The following is a 16,584-nucleotide window of genomic DNA, read 5'->3' as shown; positions in this document are numbered from 1 at the left end:
GCTTAATATTCAAAATATATCGGTGACGTATCAGAGTCTATATAGCAAATAATCGCCTTTAATACTCTTATTGATCGTTTCACAAGTTGATGTGCGATGCTATGCATCGGTCGAATAGCAACCAAACTTATAAAATTTGAGCTTTTAACTCAATCAATAAGGCAACTCGACGTTGCCAATCGGCATTTGACCCGGCTGTCCGTATGGCCTTAACTTCCTTGCGGATGTGGTCAAAAAATTATCTGCTTGGAAAGACTCCCGTATATTTTGAATAACTGCTTTCCAAATAACGCAATACTCATAATATCACAAACTCTAAATTTATCAACAAAAAGAATTTAACAGCTCGAAATATTTTTAGCCGGCCCCTCAGTTCCCGCTGCTTTCGTAACGACGGAGCCCGATCCGCAGCAGCAGCAGCGCGATTCCGAAGACGTATGCCGCCGCCAGCGGGCTTAGCCAGCCGTATGCCGCCCAGTCCTCCTTGCCGAACAGCACCGCCGCCGGAACGAAGCTGACGAACGCGAACGGGACGCCGAGCGCCAGGAACAATTGCAGCCCGAGCGAATAGATCGTGATCGGATATTTCGCGAATTCGCCCATGTTATGGACCATGATGGGAAAAGCGTTGCCGCTCGTGCGAATCCAGAAAGCGGAGCAGTTCGCGGCCAGGTTGATCCCTATCCGGACCGCAAGCGCGGACGCGAGCACGACGAGCGCAGATAGAACGGAAGTTATGCTCCAATCGATGTCCACATGATACAGCGACATGCCGATGATGGCGCCGCCGATCGCGATGTTGCCTATTCCGTTCATCCCGATGCCGGTGCAGAAGATCTGCAGCACGATCGGCATCGGCCGCACGAGGTAGCGGTCCAGCTCCCCCATGTTCACGAGCCGCAGCATGCGCCACGTCCCTTCGAAGAACAGCGAGCCGACCCCTTCCGAGAAGTAAATCATGGCGTACATAAAGGCCACCTCCCAGAAGCCCCAGCCCTGGATGACCGGAATTCGCGAGAAGACGACCCACAGGAACAGGAAGCCGACGATCTGCGTGAAGGCGGCCGCTCCTATCATGACGTAGAAATCCGACGAATATTCGAGAATCGCCTTGAGCTGCTGGCCGAACAATCTCCGATAGAGAAACAGAATGCGCCGAGGCGTGTTGCGAACCGATAGCGTAGTCCTTGTCATGGTTAACCCCCGTGTATCGTGATCTGACGGACCGCCCAGCCCCACATCGACCGGCCGAGCAGCCAGAGCGCCGCGATCCAGAACCATTGCACCGCGATGAGAAGGATGGCCTCCCGCGTGTCGCTCATGCCGAGGAAGATCGTCGTCGGCGTGTTCACGATGCCTTGGAAGGGGAGGGCCATAGCGACGTTCCTGAGCCAATCCGGGAAGAAGGCGAACGGGACGAGAGCGCCCGACAGCAGGTTGGTGACGGCCATTCGCGCCCAGATGACGCCGAAGCCGCTGGTCGTATAGAAGCAGATCAGCGCCGTGCAATAGACGATTCCGAACTTGACGAGAATGGAAGAGAGCATGCTGATCGCGAACAGGATTCCGCTAACGCCGTCCACCGGCATCGGGATCCCGAACGCCGCGATCGCCAGGACGCTGATCAGCACGGCGCTGAGCAGTCCCTCCAGCACGCAGGAGCCGAGCGATTCGGCCAGCCGGGCCTTCTGGAAGTTAAGCGGCTTCAGCAGGTCCATCGCGACGGTGCCGTCCATCACCTTGTTCGTGATGCCGGATTCCGAGTAATAGCTCAGCATCGAATTCGCGAAGAAGGTGACGAGCAGGTAGGATTTCATCTGGTTCCAATCGAACCCGGCGAGCTCGCTCTGGCCGTCGTAGATAGCTCTCCATAAGAAGTAGGTAGCGAGAAGCGCGATGAAGCTGCCGAGAAAATTAAGCACGAACGACAATCGGTAAGAGAGGGTGTTCTGCATGGAACAGACGGCGAGCGAGACGTATTTCTTCATGGCTCCCTACGCCTCCCGAGATGCGGCGACGGGCGACTCCGCCGCGAGCTCCAGGTCGAGGCTGCCCTCGTATACCCGCCGGATGATGCTCTCGATGTTCGGCTCGTCGATATGAAAATCCGCGACGTCGGCCTGCGAGATGATCCGCTTGACGATCTCGCTGGCGGTGATCCGGAAGCGGTCGAAGCGGATGGCCAATCGGTAGGGCCCGGTTCTATCCATTCCTACCTCCGGCAGATCGGAGAAGAGCAGCGAAGGCTCCGCGAGCTCGGAGCCGAGCTGCAGATGAATCGTGCGTTCCCGCGCGAAGGCGTCCTTGACCGCCTGAAGGCTGCCGTCGTAGATGATTCGGCCATGGTCGATGATGACGAGACGCTCGCACAGATCCTCGATGTCTCCCAGGTCGTGCGTCGTCAGAAGCAAGGTCGTCCCCTTGTCCCGGTTCATCTGCTTGATGAACGAGCGGATCTTCTGCTTGACGGAGACGTCGAGGCCGATCGTCGGCTCGTCCAGGTAGACGATCTTCGGATCGTGGAGCAGCGCCGCCGCGAGATCGGCCCGCATCCGTTGGCCGAGCGACAGCTTGCGCGCGGACAAGTGAATGAACTCCTCCATGCCGAGCAACTCGACGAAGGCGTCGAGGTTCCGCCGGAAGGCGTCCTCCGGAACCTGATAAATATCCTTCAGCAGGTTCAGCGATTCGCGAACCGGGATGTCCCACCAGAGCTGCGTGCGCTGGCCGAACACGGCGCCGATCCGCACGGCGTTCTCCATTCGCTGCTTGTGCGGCACGAAGCCGTCTACCCGCAGCTCGCCGGAGGTCGGCACGAGCACTCCGCTGAGCATCTTGATCGTCGTCGATTTGCCCGCGCCGTTCGGTCCGACGTAGGCGACCGTCTCTCCCTCGCGAATCGTCAAGTCGATGCCGTCCACCGCATGCTTGTCTACGTATCTCTGCGTGAACAGGTGCTTGACCGCTCCCCTCAGCCCCGGCTCCTTGACCGCCTGCCGGAAGACTTTGCGGAGCCCTTTTGCTTCAATCAAACTCATGCGTCAACGACCCCTTAGGATGTAATTTGTTGGAAAACAATGATATTAAGAAAATATTATAGGGGATTATTACCAAACGAACTACCGAAGAAAATCGATCACAATTCAGTGGAAAATCGATGGTAGCGGTTAGCGGCCGTGGAATTTGCAGAAAAGGGTTCGTTTCGCGGTTTACAACGTAACAGTGTTATGTTACATTGTTCTCATCAAGGAGCGTGATGACGATGTCGGAGAAGGAGCTCATCTCGAAGAAAGAGCTGCTGGAGATGACGGGAATCTCCTACGGTCAGCTGTATCGCTGGAAGCGCAAGCAGCTGATTCCCGAAGAGTGGTTCATTCGCAAGTCTACGTTTACCGGGCAAGAGACCTTTTTTCCGAAGGAGCTCATTCTGCCCCGCATCGATAAAATCGTCAACATGAAAGACGATCTGTCCCTCGACGAGCTGGCGGATAAATTGTCCCCGTTCGTGTTCGACCATCCGATGCGCAAAGACGAGTTAATGAAACGTAACATTGTTTCGAGAGTTGTGATGAATCGATTCGGCGAGAAGGATCCGGACAACACGGTGTATTCGTTCGAGCAGATCCTGGCGTTCTATACGGTCGATCAGCTTCTGCTCTCGGGAGCGATGAGCCTGGACGAAGGCGAGCTGCTGCTTCAGACGCTGAAGGAGCACGGGGAGAAGTTCGAGGGCAGGGCGTGCGAGCTCGTCTTCATCCGCAAGATGGGGGTTCCGGTGTTCGCTCTCGCGGCTTCCCCGGCGGAGATGTACTTCGAGAGCGGAACGAAGGTCGTCGCCAAGGCGGCGCTGACGGATTATATCGAGCAGCTTAAGCTAAAGCTGGCTTAATGGAGGGGAACGGACATGGAACGAAAGGCGACCTATCCGGATTTGAAGATCAACGGGGTCGGGCAGGCTTCGGGCGGAACCTATCGCGAGGTGCGCATCGACGGCGTCAGCCGGCTGAAGGGGGACATCGAATGCGAGAAGCTGAGGCTTAACGGGATGGCTACCGCGCAGGGAACGATTCGGGCCCGGGAGCTGGAATGCGACGGGAAGCTGAATGCGGTCCGCCTGCTGGAGGCAGGCAACGCGGTCTTGAACGGAATGATTAAAGTCAAGGGAGAGTTCCGCGGGGAGAAGGTCGAGCTGAACGGCTATATCGTCGTGCAAGGCGACCTGTCGGCGGAGAGCTTCCACGGCAGAGGCTGCGTCGAGGTCGGAGGGTTGCTGAACGCCGGCGAAGTGAACCTGACGGCCGAAGGCCGCTGCACGGCCAGGGAGATCGGCGGGGAGAGCATCCGGATCCGCAGGGGAACGGGCGGCAGCAGATGGAGGACGATGTGGAGCTGGGCGATCCCGAAGCTGACGGCGATCACGGAGGCGGACACGATCGAAGGAGACCGAATCGATCTCGAGCATACGACGGCTTCGGTGGTGAGAGGCTCCGTCGTCCATGTCGGCAAGGGCTGCAAGATCGGCCGGGTCGAGTATACGGGAGAGCTGAACGTGCACCCGGATGCCAGAGTCGAGAATCCGGTTAAAGTTTAAGGAAAGCGAGAGGAGAGGAGGAGATGGCAGTGTCGGTTCCGGCAAAACAAGGGAATTTGAGGCTGGTCGGAGAGTCGGTGATGAACGGAGGTTCGTTCGGCAGGGTCTCCATCGTCGGAGAGGGCAAGCTGATCGGCCGCACGGAGTGCGACAGCTTCGGCTGCACCGGGAACTCGGTCGTGGAAGGCGACCTGGTCGCGAAGAAGGTGCGGGTCATGGGAGAACTTAAGGTCGATGGCGATCTAAAGAGCCGCGAGGCCAAGGTGACCGGGGAAATCCAAGTGAAAGGGAGCGCTCAAGGCGATTCTTTGAACGTGCCCGGAGGTTCGTTCTCCGTCGAAGGCGATTGCGAATTCGAGGAGATGACCGTCAAAGGAATGATTCGGGCGGGAGGGCTGCTCAGCGCCGACCGGATGGAGCTTCGGCTGTTCGGAGGGTCTTCGGCATCGGAGATCGGCGGCGGCCATATTCTTATCAAGCAGAGCAAAGCGATGAAGCTCAAGAAGATGTTCGCCGCCCATCCCAATGAAGTGATTAAGGCGGGAACGATCGAGGGGGACGTCATCGAGCTGGAGAATACCATGGCGGACGTCGTGCGCGGCAATCGGGTATCGATCGGTCTCGGCTGCGAGATCGGAAGGGTGGAATATCGCGGCGAGCTGAAGCTGGACCGGAGAGCTAAGGTCGGAGAGCAAATCCGCATCCAATAAGTAAAATAAATCCATAGAAGAAACGGGAGTGGAGAGCAAGTGGCAACGGCCAACGGCAATCGAATCGGCTTTATCCTGGCGGGTCTCATGCTGGGGATCTTCGTGGCGGCCATCGACAACACGATCGTCGGCACTTCGATGGCGACGATCGTCTCGGACCTGGGAGGCTACGAGAAGATCGTCTGGGTCACGTCCGCGTATCTCGTCACGGAGATGGCGGGGATGCCGATCTTCGGCAAGCTGTCCGACATGTACGGGCGCAAACGGTTTTTTGTCTTCGGCATCGCGATGTTCCTGCTCGGCTCGATCCTGTGCGGAACGGCGCACAGCATCGTCGAGCTCAGCATTTATCGGGCGATTCAGGGAATCGGCGGCGGAGCGCTCATGCCGATCGCCTTCACGATTCTGTTCGACGTCGTCCCCTTGGAGAAGCGGGGCAGCATGTCGGGGATCTTCGGGGCGGTGTTCGGCACCTCCAGCCTGATCGGTCCGCTGCTCGGAGCTTATATCACGGATCACATCGATTGGCGCTGGATTTTCTACATCAACGTCCCGATCGGCATCGTCGCTTTGGCGTTTATCCTTATTTACTATAAAGAATCTCCGATTCATGAGAAGCAGCGGATCGATTGGTGGGGGGCTTCGACCCTCGTGGGCGCCGTCGTCTGCCTGATGTTCGCGCTTGAATTCGGCGGCCAGGAGTACGCTTGGAATTCCTCCGTCATCCTGTCGCTGTTCGCGGGAGCCGCGGTGCTCGTCGCCGTCTTCCTCTTCGCGGAGACGAAGGCCAGGGACCCGATCATCTCGTACGCCATGTTCCGCAAGCGGCTGTTCGCCTCGAGCACGCTGGCCGGCTTGTTCTACGGCGCCGCCTTCATAACGTTCGCCATGTACATTCCGATTTTTGTCCAAGGGGTAAACGGAGGCTCCGCGACGAATTCGGGCCTTATCCTGCTGCCTCTGACGCTTGGATCGGTCGTCTCGGCGCAGATCGGAGCGGTCTTGTCGATGAAGACCTCTTACCGCAATGTCATGATCGTCTCCGCTTTGATCCTGACGCTGGGAGCCTATCTGCTCTCCACGATCACGCCGGATACGACGCGCTTCATGCTCGTGCTGTACCTCGTCATCACCGGCGTCGGCGTCGGCTTCTCGTTCTCGGTGCTCGGCATGTCGAGCATGCACAGCTTCGACGAGAGGCAGCGCGGCTCGGCCAGTGCGACGATGTCGTTCGTCCGCTCGCTGGGCATGACCGTCGGTTTGACCGTGTTCGGCATTCTGCAGCGGAACACGCTCACGTCGAAGCTGAGCGAATCGTTCGCGGAAGGCGGCGGAGGCGCGCCGGCAGGCGAATCGCTCGGCGATCTTCGAGAGTCGCTGACTCCCGAGAAGCGGGCGCAGATTCCGCCGGACGTGCTGGATAAGATCATCGACGCGATGTCCTCTTCGATCACGCATATGTTCCTGTGGGCGCTCGTTCCGGCCGTGCTGGCTCTTGTCGTCGTCTGCTTCATGGGCAAGGCGAAGCTGGACATTCCGGCGAAAGCGAAATAACGGCCGTTCATATTCAGTTCATCTTTCGCTTTTAAGCTGGTTTCCGTTAGGAGATCGGTTTCCAATAAACGGGATTCGCCGGCATTCTCCTAAACGAAATGAGTTTGGGGTGTTCAACGACAATGGTTCTAGCCAAAAGCAATAACAAAGCTCTCGTGCTCGTCGGCCTGCTTATCGGGCTGATCTTCGCGGAGCTCGACGAGACCGTCGTCTCGACGGCGATGCCGACGATTATCCGCGACCTGCACGGCTTGTCGCTATATGGATGGGTGGCCGGCATCTACATGCTGGCGATGACGATGTTCATGCCGATTCTCGGCAAGCTGGCCGACTTGTACGGCCGCAAGAGGGTTTATCTAACTTCCATCGCTTTGTTCATCGGCGGCTCCATCATAGGAGGTCTTGCCGTTTCGATGCCGATGCTTCTCGTCGGCCGGGGAATCCAGGGGATCGGCGCCGGCGGCCTCATGCCGCTTGCCATGGTCATCCTGGGCGACACGTATCCGCTCGAGCAGCGCGCCAAGATTCAGGCGGCGATCGGCCCGGTCATGTTCCTGCCGCAGCTGCTCGGTCCGACCGTCGGCGGTTATATCGTCGACCATATCAGCTGGCATTGGGTGTTCCTGATCAATATTCCGGTCGGCCTGCTCGCCGCCTTGATCATCGGGATCGGCTTGCGGGAGACGAAAGGGGAAGAGAAGCGGTCGATCGACTGGGCCGGCGCGTTCGTAATGATGCTGGGCTTGCTCTCGCTTCTGCTTGCGCCGGTGCTGGTCGATACCCAAGGCCTTGCCTGGTCGTCTCCGTGGGTCATCGGATTATTCGTCCTGTCTGCGCTGCTGTTCGCCTTGCTCGTTCGAATCGAAAGAAGGGCGAAGGAGCCTCTTATTCCGCTCCATTTATTCAAGAATCGGACGGTCGTCGTGCTGTCGTTGTTCGTTCTCGTCTTGATGATGGGCCTCATGGGCGGCATCTCGTCGTTCCCGTTCTTCGCCCAGAACGTCATGGGGCTGACGCCGACCGGTTCGGGATACCTCAATCTGGCGTTCATGGCCGGGGCGATTCCGATCAGCATCCTGATCGGCTTCCTGATCACCCGGGTCCCTTACCGCACGCTGTTCATCGTCTCGTTTATCCTGCCGATCGTCGGCATGTATCTGCTGACGCAGATCGGCGTCGGGACGACCGTCCTGTACATTATCATTACCTTCGTCATCATGGGCGTCGGAATGGGCGCTCTGTTCGGAGGAGACAATCTGATCGTGCAGGAATCCGTCGACAAGAAGGATAGCGGGATCGCGCTCTCGACCGTCCAGCTGTTCCAGTCCATCGGAGTTACCATCGGCATGAGCGTGTTCGGCAGCCTGCTCGCGAAGAATATCAAGAGCGGCGTCATGGGGCTGAGCGACCAGCTTCCGGAAGGCGCGGCGGATACGATCGCGAAGGGAGACATTCCCCAGGGGCTGGCCCCGGACTTGATCGAGAAGGTGCAGGTCGCGTTCTCGGACGCCTTCCAGAACATCTTCACGATCGGTCTCGGCTTCGCGGTTGCGGCTTTCGTCATCGTCTGGTTCCTGAAGAAGGAAGTGCTGTCCAAGAAGGACGAGAACTCAGGCGGTGGCCAGGAAGCGGCGGCGGGAACGGCACCGCAATTGAATTCATAAGCGCCAAGCCCGAACGAACCGCCTAATCGCGGTTCGTTTTCCCTTTCCTGCGGGACATTGTGCTATAATGAAAATTGCCATTTTTCTAGGGAAGGGAACTTCAGACGATGAGCCAAACGTTGCGCGAAGAATTGAAACAAGAGGTGGCCAAGCGCCGCACCTTCGCGATTATTTCTCACCCCGACGCGGGGAAAACGACTTTGACCGAGAAGCTGCTCCTGTACGGAGGAGCCATCCATATCGCCGGATCCGTCAAGGCGCGCAAAGCGGCCCGCCACGCGACGAGCGACTGGATGGAGATCGAGAAGCAGCGCGGTATCTCGGTTACGTCTTCGGTCATGCAATTCGAATATGCCGGCAAGCACGTGAACATCCTCGATACGCCGGGTCACCAAGACTTCTCGGAGGACACGTACCGGACGCTGACGGCCGCGGACAGCGCCGTGATGCTGATCGACGTCGCCAAGGGCGTCGAGGCGCAGACGATCAAGCTGTTCCAGGTGTGCGCGAAGCGCGGCATTCCGATCTTTACCTTCATTAATAAGCTGGACCGCGAAGGCCAGAACCCGTTCGACCTGCTCGAGGAGATCGAGCGCGTGCTCGGCATCCGTTCGGTGCCGATGAACTGGCCGATCGGCATGGGACGCGAGCTCTCCGGCGTGTACGACCGGATGAAGAACCAGGTCGAGCTGTTCCAAGGCAACGATCATTCGTCGATCGAGGTTCGTAAGGTCGAAGGCTACGACGATCCGCGTATCCGCGAGATGGCGGGCGACTACCTGGCCGATCAGCTGGCGCAGGATCTCGAGCTGCTCGACGTCGCGGGCGATCCGTTCGACTACGAGAAAGTGCTGCAAGGCCAGCTCACGCCGGTATTCTTCGGCAGCGCGGTCAACAACTTCGGCGTGCAGACGTTCCTCGAGAACTTCCTGCAGCTCGCTCCGGAGCCGACCTCCCGCAAGAGCACGAACGGTCCGGTGGATCCGGATCAGGAGAAGTTCTCCGGCTACATCTTCAAGATCCAAGCGAACATGAATCCGGCGCACCGCGACCGCCTGGCGTTCCTGCGCATCTGCTCCGGCAAGTTCCAGCGCGGCATGAGCGTCCGCCACGTTCGCGCGGGCAAGGAGATCAAGCTGGCGCAGCCGCAGCAGTTCCTCGCGCAGGACCGCGAGATCATCGACACCGCCTATCCGGGCGACATTATCGGCTTGTTCGACCCGGGGATTTTCCGCATCGGCGACTCCTTGAGCGAGGGCAGCAACATCGTGTTCGACGAGCTGCCGACGTTCTCTCCCGAGATTTTCTCCAAGGTGTCGGTCAAGAACGCGCTGAAGCAGAAGCAGTACCTCAAGGGGCTGGATCAGCTGACGGAAGAAGGCATGGTCCAGGTATTCCGCTCGGCAGGCATTTTCGAAGATACGTATCTCGGCGTCGTAGGCCAGCTGCAGTTCGACGTGTTCGAGTACCGGATGAAGAACGAATACGGCGTCGACATCCAGCTAGCGCGCACGACGTTCCAGTTCGCCCGTTGGATCGTGGCCGACAAGGTCGACCCGGCAAAGTTCCGCATTAACTCGACGCTCGTCAAGGACAAGAACGACAACTACGTCGCGCTGTTCGAGAACGAGTACGCGATGCGCACGGCGATGGAGAGAATGCCGGAGGTTCAGTTCCTGGAGACGGCTCCTTAAGGGCTAAGGATCAAGCGCTCCCGTTCGTCTGAGGGATCAGGCGGCGGGAGTTTTTTTTGCATTGTAAAGCTAGGTTTGGGCTATGTAAAATAGGAGGATATGGAAAGGGGAGAGGCGAGATGAACAAACGGTTGATCGTTCGCGGCGGCAGCGTCGTACTGCCCGGGGAAGTACTGGAAGCGGATATTATTCTCTCAGACGGACGAATAAACGAGATTGCGGCTTCGGGCAGCGCGGCGGCGTTATCCCCGGAAGACGAGGTCGTCGATGCCGAGGGAGCCTGGGTGCTTCCCGGGCTGATCGACCTGCATTGCGATGCGATCGAGAAGGAGGTCGAGCCTCGTCCGAACACGCTTTTCCCGTTCGATATGGCGTTTGTCCAGTATGAGCGCAAGCTGGCGCTGCACGGAATCACGACGATGTACCACTCTCTGTCTCTCGGAGTCGGCCTAAGCCTGAGAGGGGAGCATCTGACTTCCGAGCTGATCGCGCATATCCTGCGAAGCAGGCGGGAGCGGGCAATGATTCGCCATCGCGTTCACCTCCGTTATGAGGTGTCCCATCTGACCGGTATGCCGCTGGCCCGAAGGCTGATCGAGGACGGGAGCATCGACTATTTATCGTTTATGGACCATGCGCCGGGCATCGGCCAGTATCATCGTCCCGGTGCGTTCGAGCGGTATGTGATGAAAAATCAGGGCGTCGACATCCACGAGGCCGCCGCGATCGTCGAGGAGCTGCAGGAGAGACGAAGCCGGATCGATTGGGAGGAGCTTCGGGCGCTTGCCGGGCATGCTAGGGAGAGGGGAATCGCGATCGCTTCGCATGACGACGATTCGGCGGGGCAGGTGGACCATTCCCGTTCCTTCCATGCGGGCGTCGTCGAGTTCCCGCTTAATCTGGAGACGGCTCAATACGCGACGAAGCAAGGCTTGCAGGTGTGCGTAGGGGCGCCGAACATCGTACGCGGAGGCTCGCACGACAAGAACATGTCCGCGCTGGACGCGATCCGGGCGGAGGCGGCGGGCATCATCTGCTCCGACTACCACCCGGCTTCGCTTCTGCAGTCTATCTTTATCCTGGAGCAAGAGGGCATCCCGCTGCCGCAAGCCGCGGCGATGGCTTCGCTGAATCCGGCACGCGCGATGGGAATCGATGCGAAGGTCGGCTCGATCGAAGCCGGCAAACTGGCGGATCTGCTGATCGTGCGCAAGGTGCAGGGCTGTCCGGTCGTGGAGCGAACGCTCGTCGGCGGCATGGTCGTTCAGCAGACGTTCGATTATCGGTAGGCGGATGGGGCGCGGCTGAACTGCTGTAAACCGAAAAATTCGGGTTACAGGGGTTGTGCGTTGCGGAGAAAAAGCTGTAACCCGAAAAATTCGGGTTACAGGGTCGTGCGTCGCAGAAAAAGAGCTGTAACCCGAAAAATTCGGGTTACAGGGGTCGTGCGCGGCGTAGAAAGAGCCGTAACCCGAAAAAATCGGGTTACAGGGCTCTCGAGACGCAAAAAAGGAGCTGAACTTTGCCGGGGGCAGAGCCAGATTAGGAAGAAGACTTCTGAAGCTCGCCGTGCAGCGCTTCTACCATGCGCTGTTGATCTTCGGGAGCACTGTGCTGCCAAATAATTTCGAATAAAACGCCAAGTCCCGGCAAGGTTACCTCCGCGTTGCCGATCGAATCCTCGATGACGCCGCGAAGCTCATCCGGTCCATGACCTCGGACCCGATGCAGAATGGCTTCGCGCAAGCTCATGGTTACCGTCACGGGCGAACCTCCTTTGGAGATAAAGAGCCGCGGATAAACGCTTCGAATCGCGGCTTTCCGTAGAGTTCCCCCGTTTCGGGCCAGATATGCCGCGGACGAATGGGGAAGAATGTTATGCTATAATAGCAAAATAAGGAGCAAGGGATACGGTAATGGGGAGGAGCCAGTTCGCCAATGGCTAAGAGCAAGAAACAATTCGCAATAATCGGCTTGGGCCGCTTCGGCTCCAGCGTCGCGAAATTTCTGTCAGAGATGGGGTACGAGGTTCTCGCGATCGACTCCGACCCGGAAAGCGTGCAGGATCTCGCGAACATCGTCACGCACGCCGTCTCGGCCGATTCCACCGACGAGGAAGCGATGAAGGCGCTCGGCATCCGCAACTTCGACGTCGTCGTCGTCGCGATCGGGGAGAATATTCAGGCCAGCATTCTGACGACACTAATCCTGAAGGACTTGGGCGTACATAAAATCATCGTCAAGGCGCAGAACGAGCTGCACGGCAAGGTTCTGAACAAGATCGGCGCGGACAAGGTCGTGTTCCCGGAGCGGGACATGGGCTTAAGAGTCGCGCACCATCTCATCTCGCCGAACATCATGGAGCATATCGAGCTGTCGAGCGACTTCAGCATCGTGGAGATGAAGGCGCCCTCCGCCATGTGGGGCAAGGACTTAAGAAATCTGGATATCCGGGCCAAGTATCAATGCAACGTATTGGCAGTCAAGCGAAATGGCGAAATGAACATCTCGTTCCCGGCGGACGAGAAGCTGCTGGTGAACGACGTATTGGTCATCGTAGGCCGGAACGAGCAGCTCACGCGAATGGAGCAAGCGTATGCGGAACCTTGAACCGGCGTTGACCTCGCTTGCCAATCCGCGGGTAAAGGGTTGGGCGAAGCTGTCGGAGCGCAAGAATCGCGAGAAGGAAGGTCGCTTCAAGCTGGAGGGGGTTCACCTCGTCGCCGAAGCGCTGGCTTCCGGCTGGCCCTTGGAATGCGTCGTCTTCGAAGAGGGGATGGGGGTTCCGGAGGAGCTTCTAGCCTATGCGGATAATCAGCCTTCCTCGAGCTCCTCTCCGTCGTGGATTCCGGTCTCGCCCGACATTATCGCCAAGTGCGTCGAGACGGAAACTCCGCAGCCCGTGTTCGCGGTAGCATATCGGAAGCCGGTCGACCGCGAGGCGCTTTTCGCGGAAGGAGCGGGTCCGGTCGTCGTGTTGGACGGCGTGCAGGATCCCGGCAACGTCGGCACCATCGTCCGCAGCGCCGCGGCAAGCGGAGCGAGCGCGGTCGTGCTCGGCAAGGGAACGGCTGATCTATACAACGCGAAGACGCTTCGCTCCACGATGGGCACTCTTTTCTACCTGCCGGTTTTGGAAGCCGATCTGACGGAACTGCTGCCCGAGGCTCGCAGGCATGGGAAGACGCTATACGGGACAAGCCTTCAAGCGACGAAGAGCTGCTACGAGGTCGAGCTCGGCCGCGATGCTTGGCTGCTGTTCGGAAACGAAGGCAGCGGGCTATCCCCGAAGGTTGAAGAGCTGGTGGACCGGCCGATCATCATCCCGATGACCGGCAAGGCCGAGTCGCTGAACGTGGCTATGGCGGCGACGGTGCTTCTGTTCGAGGCTCAAAGGCAGCGGATGGCTTTGGAACGTTGATTTGCTGTGAGTTGTAATTCAGATTGTCACTCGTTGGAACGTTGAATTGTCACAGAGTGATCATTTCATAAGACCCTGAATCCTTGATTTTAATGAGAAAGAGTAAGCCTCATGGATCGAAAATTACGATCCAAAGTCAAGCTCATTGGAAGTAGGGCGAACGCACTTTCGCATATTTTAGAAGGAGATTTATTGGAACTATCTCTGTCAAACATAATTTAAGTCAAATCTCTTTCGCAGACGAAATAGGAATATCGCAAGGCAGGTTAAGCGAAATAGAGCAAGGAAAAACCAAGAAACTATTAAATATCAAAAAAAGCTACAAATCTGCAGGAAAGCGCAATTTCATGTTTGATACAAAATGCTAACATAAGAAGAGAACGGTTACAACGTTTGACGCAAAGGAAGCTCTGGCTAAGCAGGGCGGGTTCTACATCTTGATTACGCGTGGGCTGGACAACGGAGAGTTTGTTCAGCGCAAGAAGACGATATCAGTCTTCTCCGAGGTTGTCGATCCCGTATGACCTATCAGATAGCGGCCCGTGTGGCAGACAATACGGTCAATGTACGTACGCTCAGCACAAAACTTTTGGAAAAAACTCTGCATCACAACATAATGGAACTGACCGGACTCGAATCGTGACGATAGAGTCCTTTTTGAGTATGACACTCGCAAAAGTCATTGATTTGGATTTGAAGAATGGGAAGAGTGGAAGCGTTCCGAAGGGAGGGGGCCAATGAGTAAAACATGGCTTCGGAGGATGATGTGGTCGCATATCCCGCTCTTTCTGATCGTTTTTTCGTTTTTGATTTTTATATTTCTTCAGGCAATCGTAGAACAGAATCGACAGAACGCGAAGGCTTCCGGCAAAGTATTTACCGCCCAATTGCTGCAGTCTGTCCATGTATCGTTGAAGACCGTCGATCACCTTGTCATCCGGGAGCTTCTGAACAATAAGCTGCTATCCGACTACTTCGAGGAAGTTGATTCCCGCAATATTTATTTGAATTATGAGGTGCTCGAGCGGCTTAACGAACTGAAGCAAGAAGTGCCGTTGATCGATTCTTTTTATTTGTATAGGTACAGCGACGGTACTGTCCTTTCCGGCAATTTACGCAAAAATATCGACGCCTTTGAAGATCGGGTGTTTGCGAGGTCTTTCTCCGGTCTAAGATTAGGGACGTATTGGAGCGACGTCCGCGATTACCGGGAGCTTGCGTCCCGCAGCGCCAAGCGCGTCATCAGCGTCGTCCACGAAGTTCCGGTCAATTCCGGCTCGCAAGGAATCCTTGTGATGAATATAGACGTTTCCGCCATACAGGCAAGCGTGTCTTTGTTATACGACGAATCCACCACCTTCGTGAACATTTTCAGCCGGAACGGGCAGCCGATTTATAGCGACAATCTCGAGCCGAACCGCAAAGTAATGACCCGCCTTACGTCGGATTACACCGGCTGGACGGTGGAGAGCGGGATGAACAGCGGACTTCTGGCCAGATCCACGTCCGCATTCTCGAGCGTATGGTTCGGCGTCGGCGTCCTCGTATTTGCCATCGGACTCTTGCTCACCATATATGTCGCGCGCGCAAACTACAAACCGCTCGAACAGCTGGTAGTCAAGCTGCATCATTCGCTGCTTGACGGGAACGGCTCGGCCGGCAGCGTGGCGGCGGACGAATTTGCTTTTATTGAATCCGCTATCAACAATTTTGTCGCCCAGTCGAAGCTTGCCGAGAGAGAATTCAGCGAAGCGGCGGTGCTGAAGCGCAAGCATGCTTTCAGCGTTCTGATCTACGGCGATTATGAGAAGGGGGAATTGTCCGATAGGCCTTTTGAGGGCCTGGATATCCCGGACTTCGATACGCTGAAGGCGATCGTGATCGAGGTCGACAACGCGGAACAGGCTTTTTTTACTTACAACAGCCGGGACCGCTCGCTGTTCAAGTTCGTCGTCAGCAGCGTCGTCAACGAAATGATGCAGCAGCCAGGCACAGGCGTATGGCTGGAATGGACGTCTCCCATCCAGCTGTCCGTCGTTATATTTCAGAATGGGGCCAAAGAGCAATCTCCCGTCTATGAACCGATTGTCGACTGGATCGCCAAAAATCTCAAGTTCACCGTAACGGTTGGCGTCGGCCGCACGACAAACTCGCTTGAAGATATACGCTCCTCCTATAAAGAGGCCTGCTCGCTTCTGCACTTCAAGGCCGTGCTTGGCACGAACAGGGTGATCCGGTACTCGGACGCCGAGCATCAGCGGCAAAAAAGCGAGCATGAGCATCTTCGCACGATTCACGAGATCTCGACCGCTTTTCGGCTCGGTGAAGAAAAATGGCGCGAGCTGTACGGGAAGTTCTTTAACGATATTCGCTTGGACAAGCCTGCAAAATCCGAAATCGTCAAACTCGTCCAATATATGTTCGCCAATCTGGAGCTTCACCATTCGAGCGGATCCAAGGAGGAATACCAGATCGTCCGGCAGGCGCTTGAGGACATGCGCGTCAAGATGGAGTCGTTCGATACTTTGGACGACTTGAGCCGGGCGCTGTACGAGATGCTGGATCATAGCGGCAAGCGGCTGCAGGACATGCGTTCGCCGCGGTCTCACTATCCTCTACTGCAGGACATCAAGGATTGCATCGAGAAGGAGTACGCCAATCCGGACTTATCGCTCGATTACCTGAGCGATAAATTCGACGTCAGTTCCAAATACCTGAGCAGATTGTTCAAAGAAACGTTCGGCGAGAACTTTCTTGAATTTCTGGCATCCGTGAGGATCGGCAAAGCCAAGGAGCTGCTCGTCCGCACCGAGAATTCCGTTCAGGAGGTGGGAGAGAAGGTGGGGTATCCGAATTCCGCGACCTTTCGTCGCGTGTTCCGCAAGACGGAGGGATTGCCGCCCCAGGATTATCGGAGTCGAATGCGACAGTGAGCGCGCCTGCCGACCGA

Annotated in this window: 15 protein-coding genes; 11 read left to right on the top strand and 4 right to left on the bottom strand. The window is 57.0% G+C overall.

All coding sequences use genetic code 11. The annotated features are described in order from the left end of the window. Positions 1–369: 369 nt before the first annotated feature. From H7B67_RS02025 to H7B67_RS02015, 3 genes are read right to left on the bottom strand one after another with little or no spacing between them, the layout of a single operon-like run. Positions 370–1,194 (bottom strand): ABC transporter permease, encoded by an 825-nt coding sequence (locus tag H7B67_RS02025; protein ID WP_185118124.1) that lies wholly within the window; start codon positions 1,192–1,194, stop codon positions 370–372. Positions 1,195–1,196: 2 nt separating this feature from the next. Next, positions 1,197–1,988: an ABC transporter permease gene (locus H7B67_RS02020; protein ID WP_185118123.1), complete on the bottom strand. Its 792-nt coding sequence runs from the start codon at positions 1,986–1,988 to the stop codon at positions 1,197–1,199. Between the two features lie 6 nt (positions 1,989–1,994). Next, positions 1,995–3,038 carry an ABC transporter ATP-binding protein gene (locus H7B67_RS02015; protein ID WP_185118122.1) on the bottom strand — a complete coding sequence of 348 codons (1,044 nt, stop codon included), beginning with the start codon at positions 3,036–3,038 and terminating at the stop codon, positions 1,995–1,997. Between the two features lie 224 nt (positions 3,039–3,262). Between H7B67_RS02015 and H7B67_RS02010 the strand changes: the two genes are divergently transcribed. The 7 genes from H7B67_RS02010 (at position 3,263) to H7B67_RS01980 (ending at position 11,502) form a co-directional block, all read left to right on the top strand. Beyond that, positions 3,263–3,889 (top strand): YhbD family protein, encoded by a 627-nt coding sequence (locus H7B67_RS02010; protein WP_185118121.1) that lies wholly within the window; start codon positions 3,263–3,265, stop codon positions 3,887–3,889. 15 nt (positions 3,890–3,904) lie between these two features. Beyond that, positions 3,905–4,591, top strand: coding sequence for a bactofilin family protein (locus tag H7B67_RS02005; RefSeq protein ID WP_185118120.1), 687 nt, complete (start codon positions 3,905–3,907; stop codon positions 4,589–4,591). Positions 4,592–4,614: 23 nt separating this feature from the next. Beyond that, positions 4,615–5,301 (top strand): bactofilin, encoded by a 687-nt coding sequence (locus tag H7B67_RS02000; RefSeq protein ID WP_185118119.1) that lies wholly within the window; start codon positions 4,615–4,617, stop codon positions 5,299–5,301. Positions 5,302–5,388: 87 nt separating this feature from the next. Further along, the gene (locus H7B67_RS01995) at positions 5,389–6,855 is read left to right on the top strand and encodes an MDR family MFS transporter (RefSeq protein WP_185118188.1); all 1,467 of its coding nucleotides are present in this window, start codon (positions 5,389–5,391) and stop codon (positions 6,853–6,855) included. Positions 6,856–6,977: 122 nt separating this feature from the next. Then, entirely contained in the window at positions 6,978–8,519 is a 1,542-nt protein-coding gene (locus H7B67_RS01990; RefSeq protein ID WP_185118118.1) for an MDR family MFS transporter, read from the top strand. Between the two features lie 107 nt (positions 8,520–8,626). Continuing rightward, positions 8,627–10,213 (top strand): peptide chain release factor 3, encoded by a 1,587-nt coding sequence (locus H7B67_RS01985; protein ID WP_185118117.1) that lies wholly within the window; start codon positions 8,627–8,629, stop codon positions 10,211–10,213. Between the two features lie 119 nt (positions 10,214–10,332). After that, positions 10,333–11,502, top strand: coding sequence for an alpha-D-ribose 1-methylphosphonate 5-triphosphate diphosphatase (locus H7B67_RS01980; RefSeq protein WP_185118116.1), 1,170 nt, complete (start codon positions 10,333–10,335; stop codon positions 11,500–11,502). 253 nt (positions 11,503–11,755) lie between these two features. Here the strand turns inward: H7B67_RS01980 and sspI are convergent, their stop codons facing one another. Next, on the bottom strand, positions 11,756–11,977 hold the full coding sequence (sspI, locus tag H7B67_RS01975; protein WP_342592563.1) for a small acid-soluble spore protein SspI: 222 nt from the start codon (positions 11,975–11,977) through the stop codon (positions 11,756–11,758). Between the two features lie 174 nt (positions 11,978–12,151). Here sspI and H7B67_RS01970 point away from each other — a divergent pair, with 174 nt between their 5' ends. From H7B67_RS01970 to H7B67_RS01955, 4 genes are all read left to right on the top strand, one after another. Further along, positions 12,152–12,823 carry a potassium channel family protein gene (locus H7B67_RS01970; RefSeq protein ID WP_185118115.1) on the top strand — a complete coding sequence of 224 codons (672 nt, stop codon included), beginning with the start codon at positions 12,152–12,154 and terminating at the stop codon, positions 12,821–12,823. Then, positions 12,810–13,634: a TrmH family RNA methyltransferase gene (locus tag H7B67_RS01965; protein WP_185118114.1), complete on the top strand. Its 825-nt coding sequence runs from the start codon at positions 12,810–12,812 to the stop codon at positions 13,632–13,634. The genes H7B67_RS01970 and H7B67_RS01965 overlap by 14 nt, the downstream gene beginning before the upstream one ends. Positions 13,635–13,825: 191 nt before the next feature. Further along, a complete protein-coding gene (locus H7B67_RS31405; protein WP_185118186.1) occupies positions 13,826–14,002 on the top strand; it encodes a helix-turn-helix domain-containing protein in 177 nt (58 codons plus the stop codon). A gap of 369 nt (positions 14,003–14,371) precedes the next feature. Next, on the top strand, positions 14,372–16,567 hold the full coding sequence (locus H7B67_RS01955; protein WP_185118113.1) for a helix-turn-helix domain-containing protein: 2,196 nt from the start codon (positions 14,372–14,374) through the stop codon (positions 16,565–16,567). Positions 16,568–16,584: the final 17 nt, after the last annotated feature.

It is taken from the genome of Cohnella thailandensis, assembly GCF_014212135.1.
GTDB classification, from domain to species: Bacteria; Bacillota; Bacilli; order Paenibacillales; family Paenibacillaceae; genus Cohnella; species Cohnella thailandensis.
This window is presented reverse-complemented; position numbering and strand designations above follow the sequence as displayed.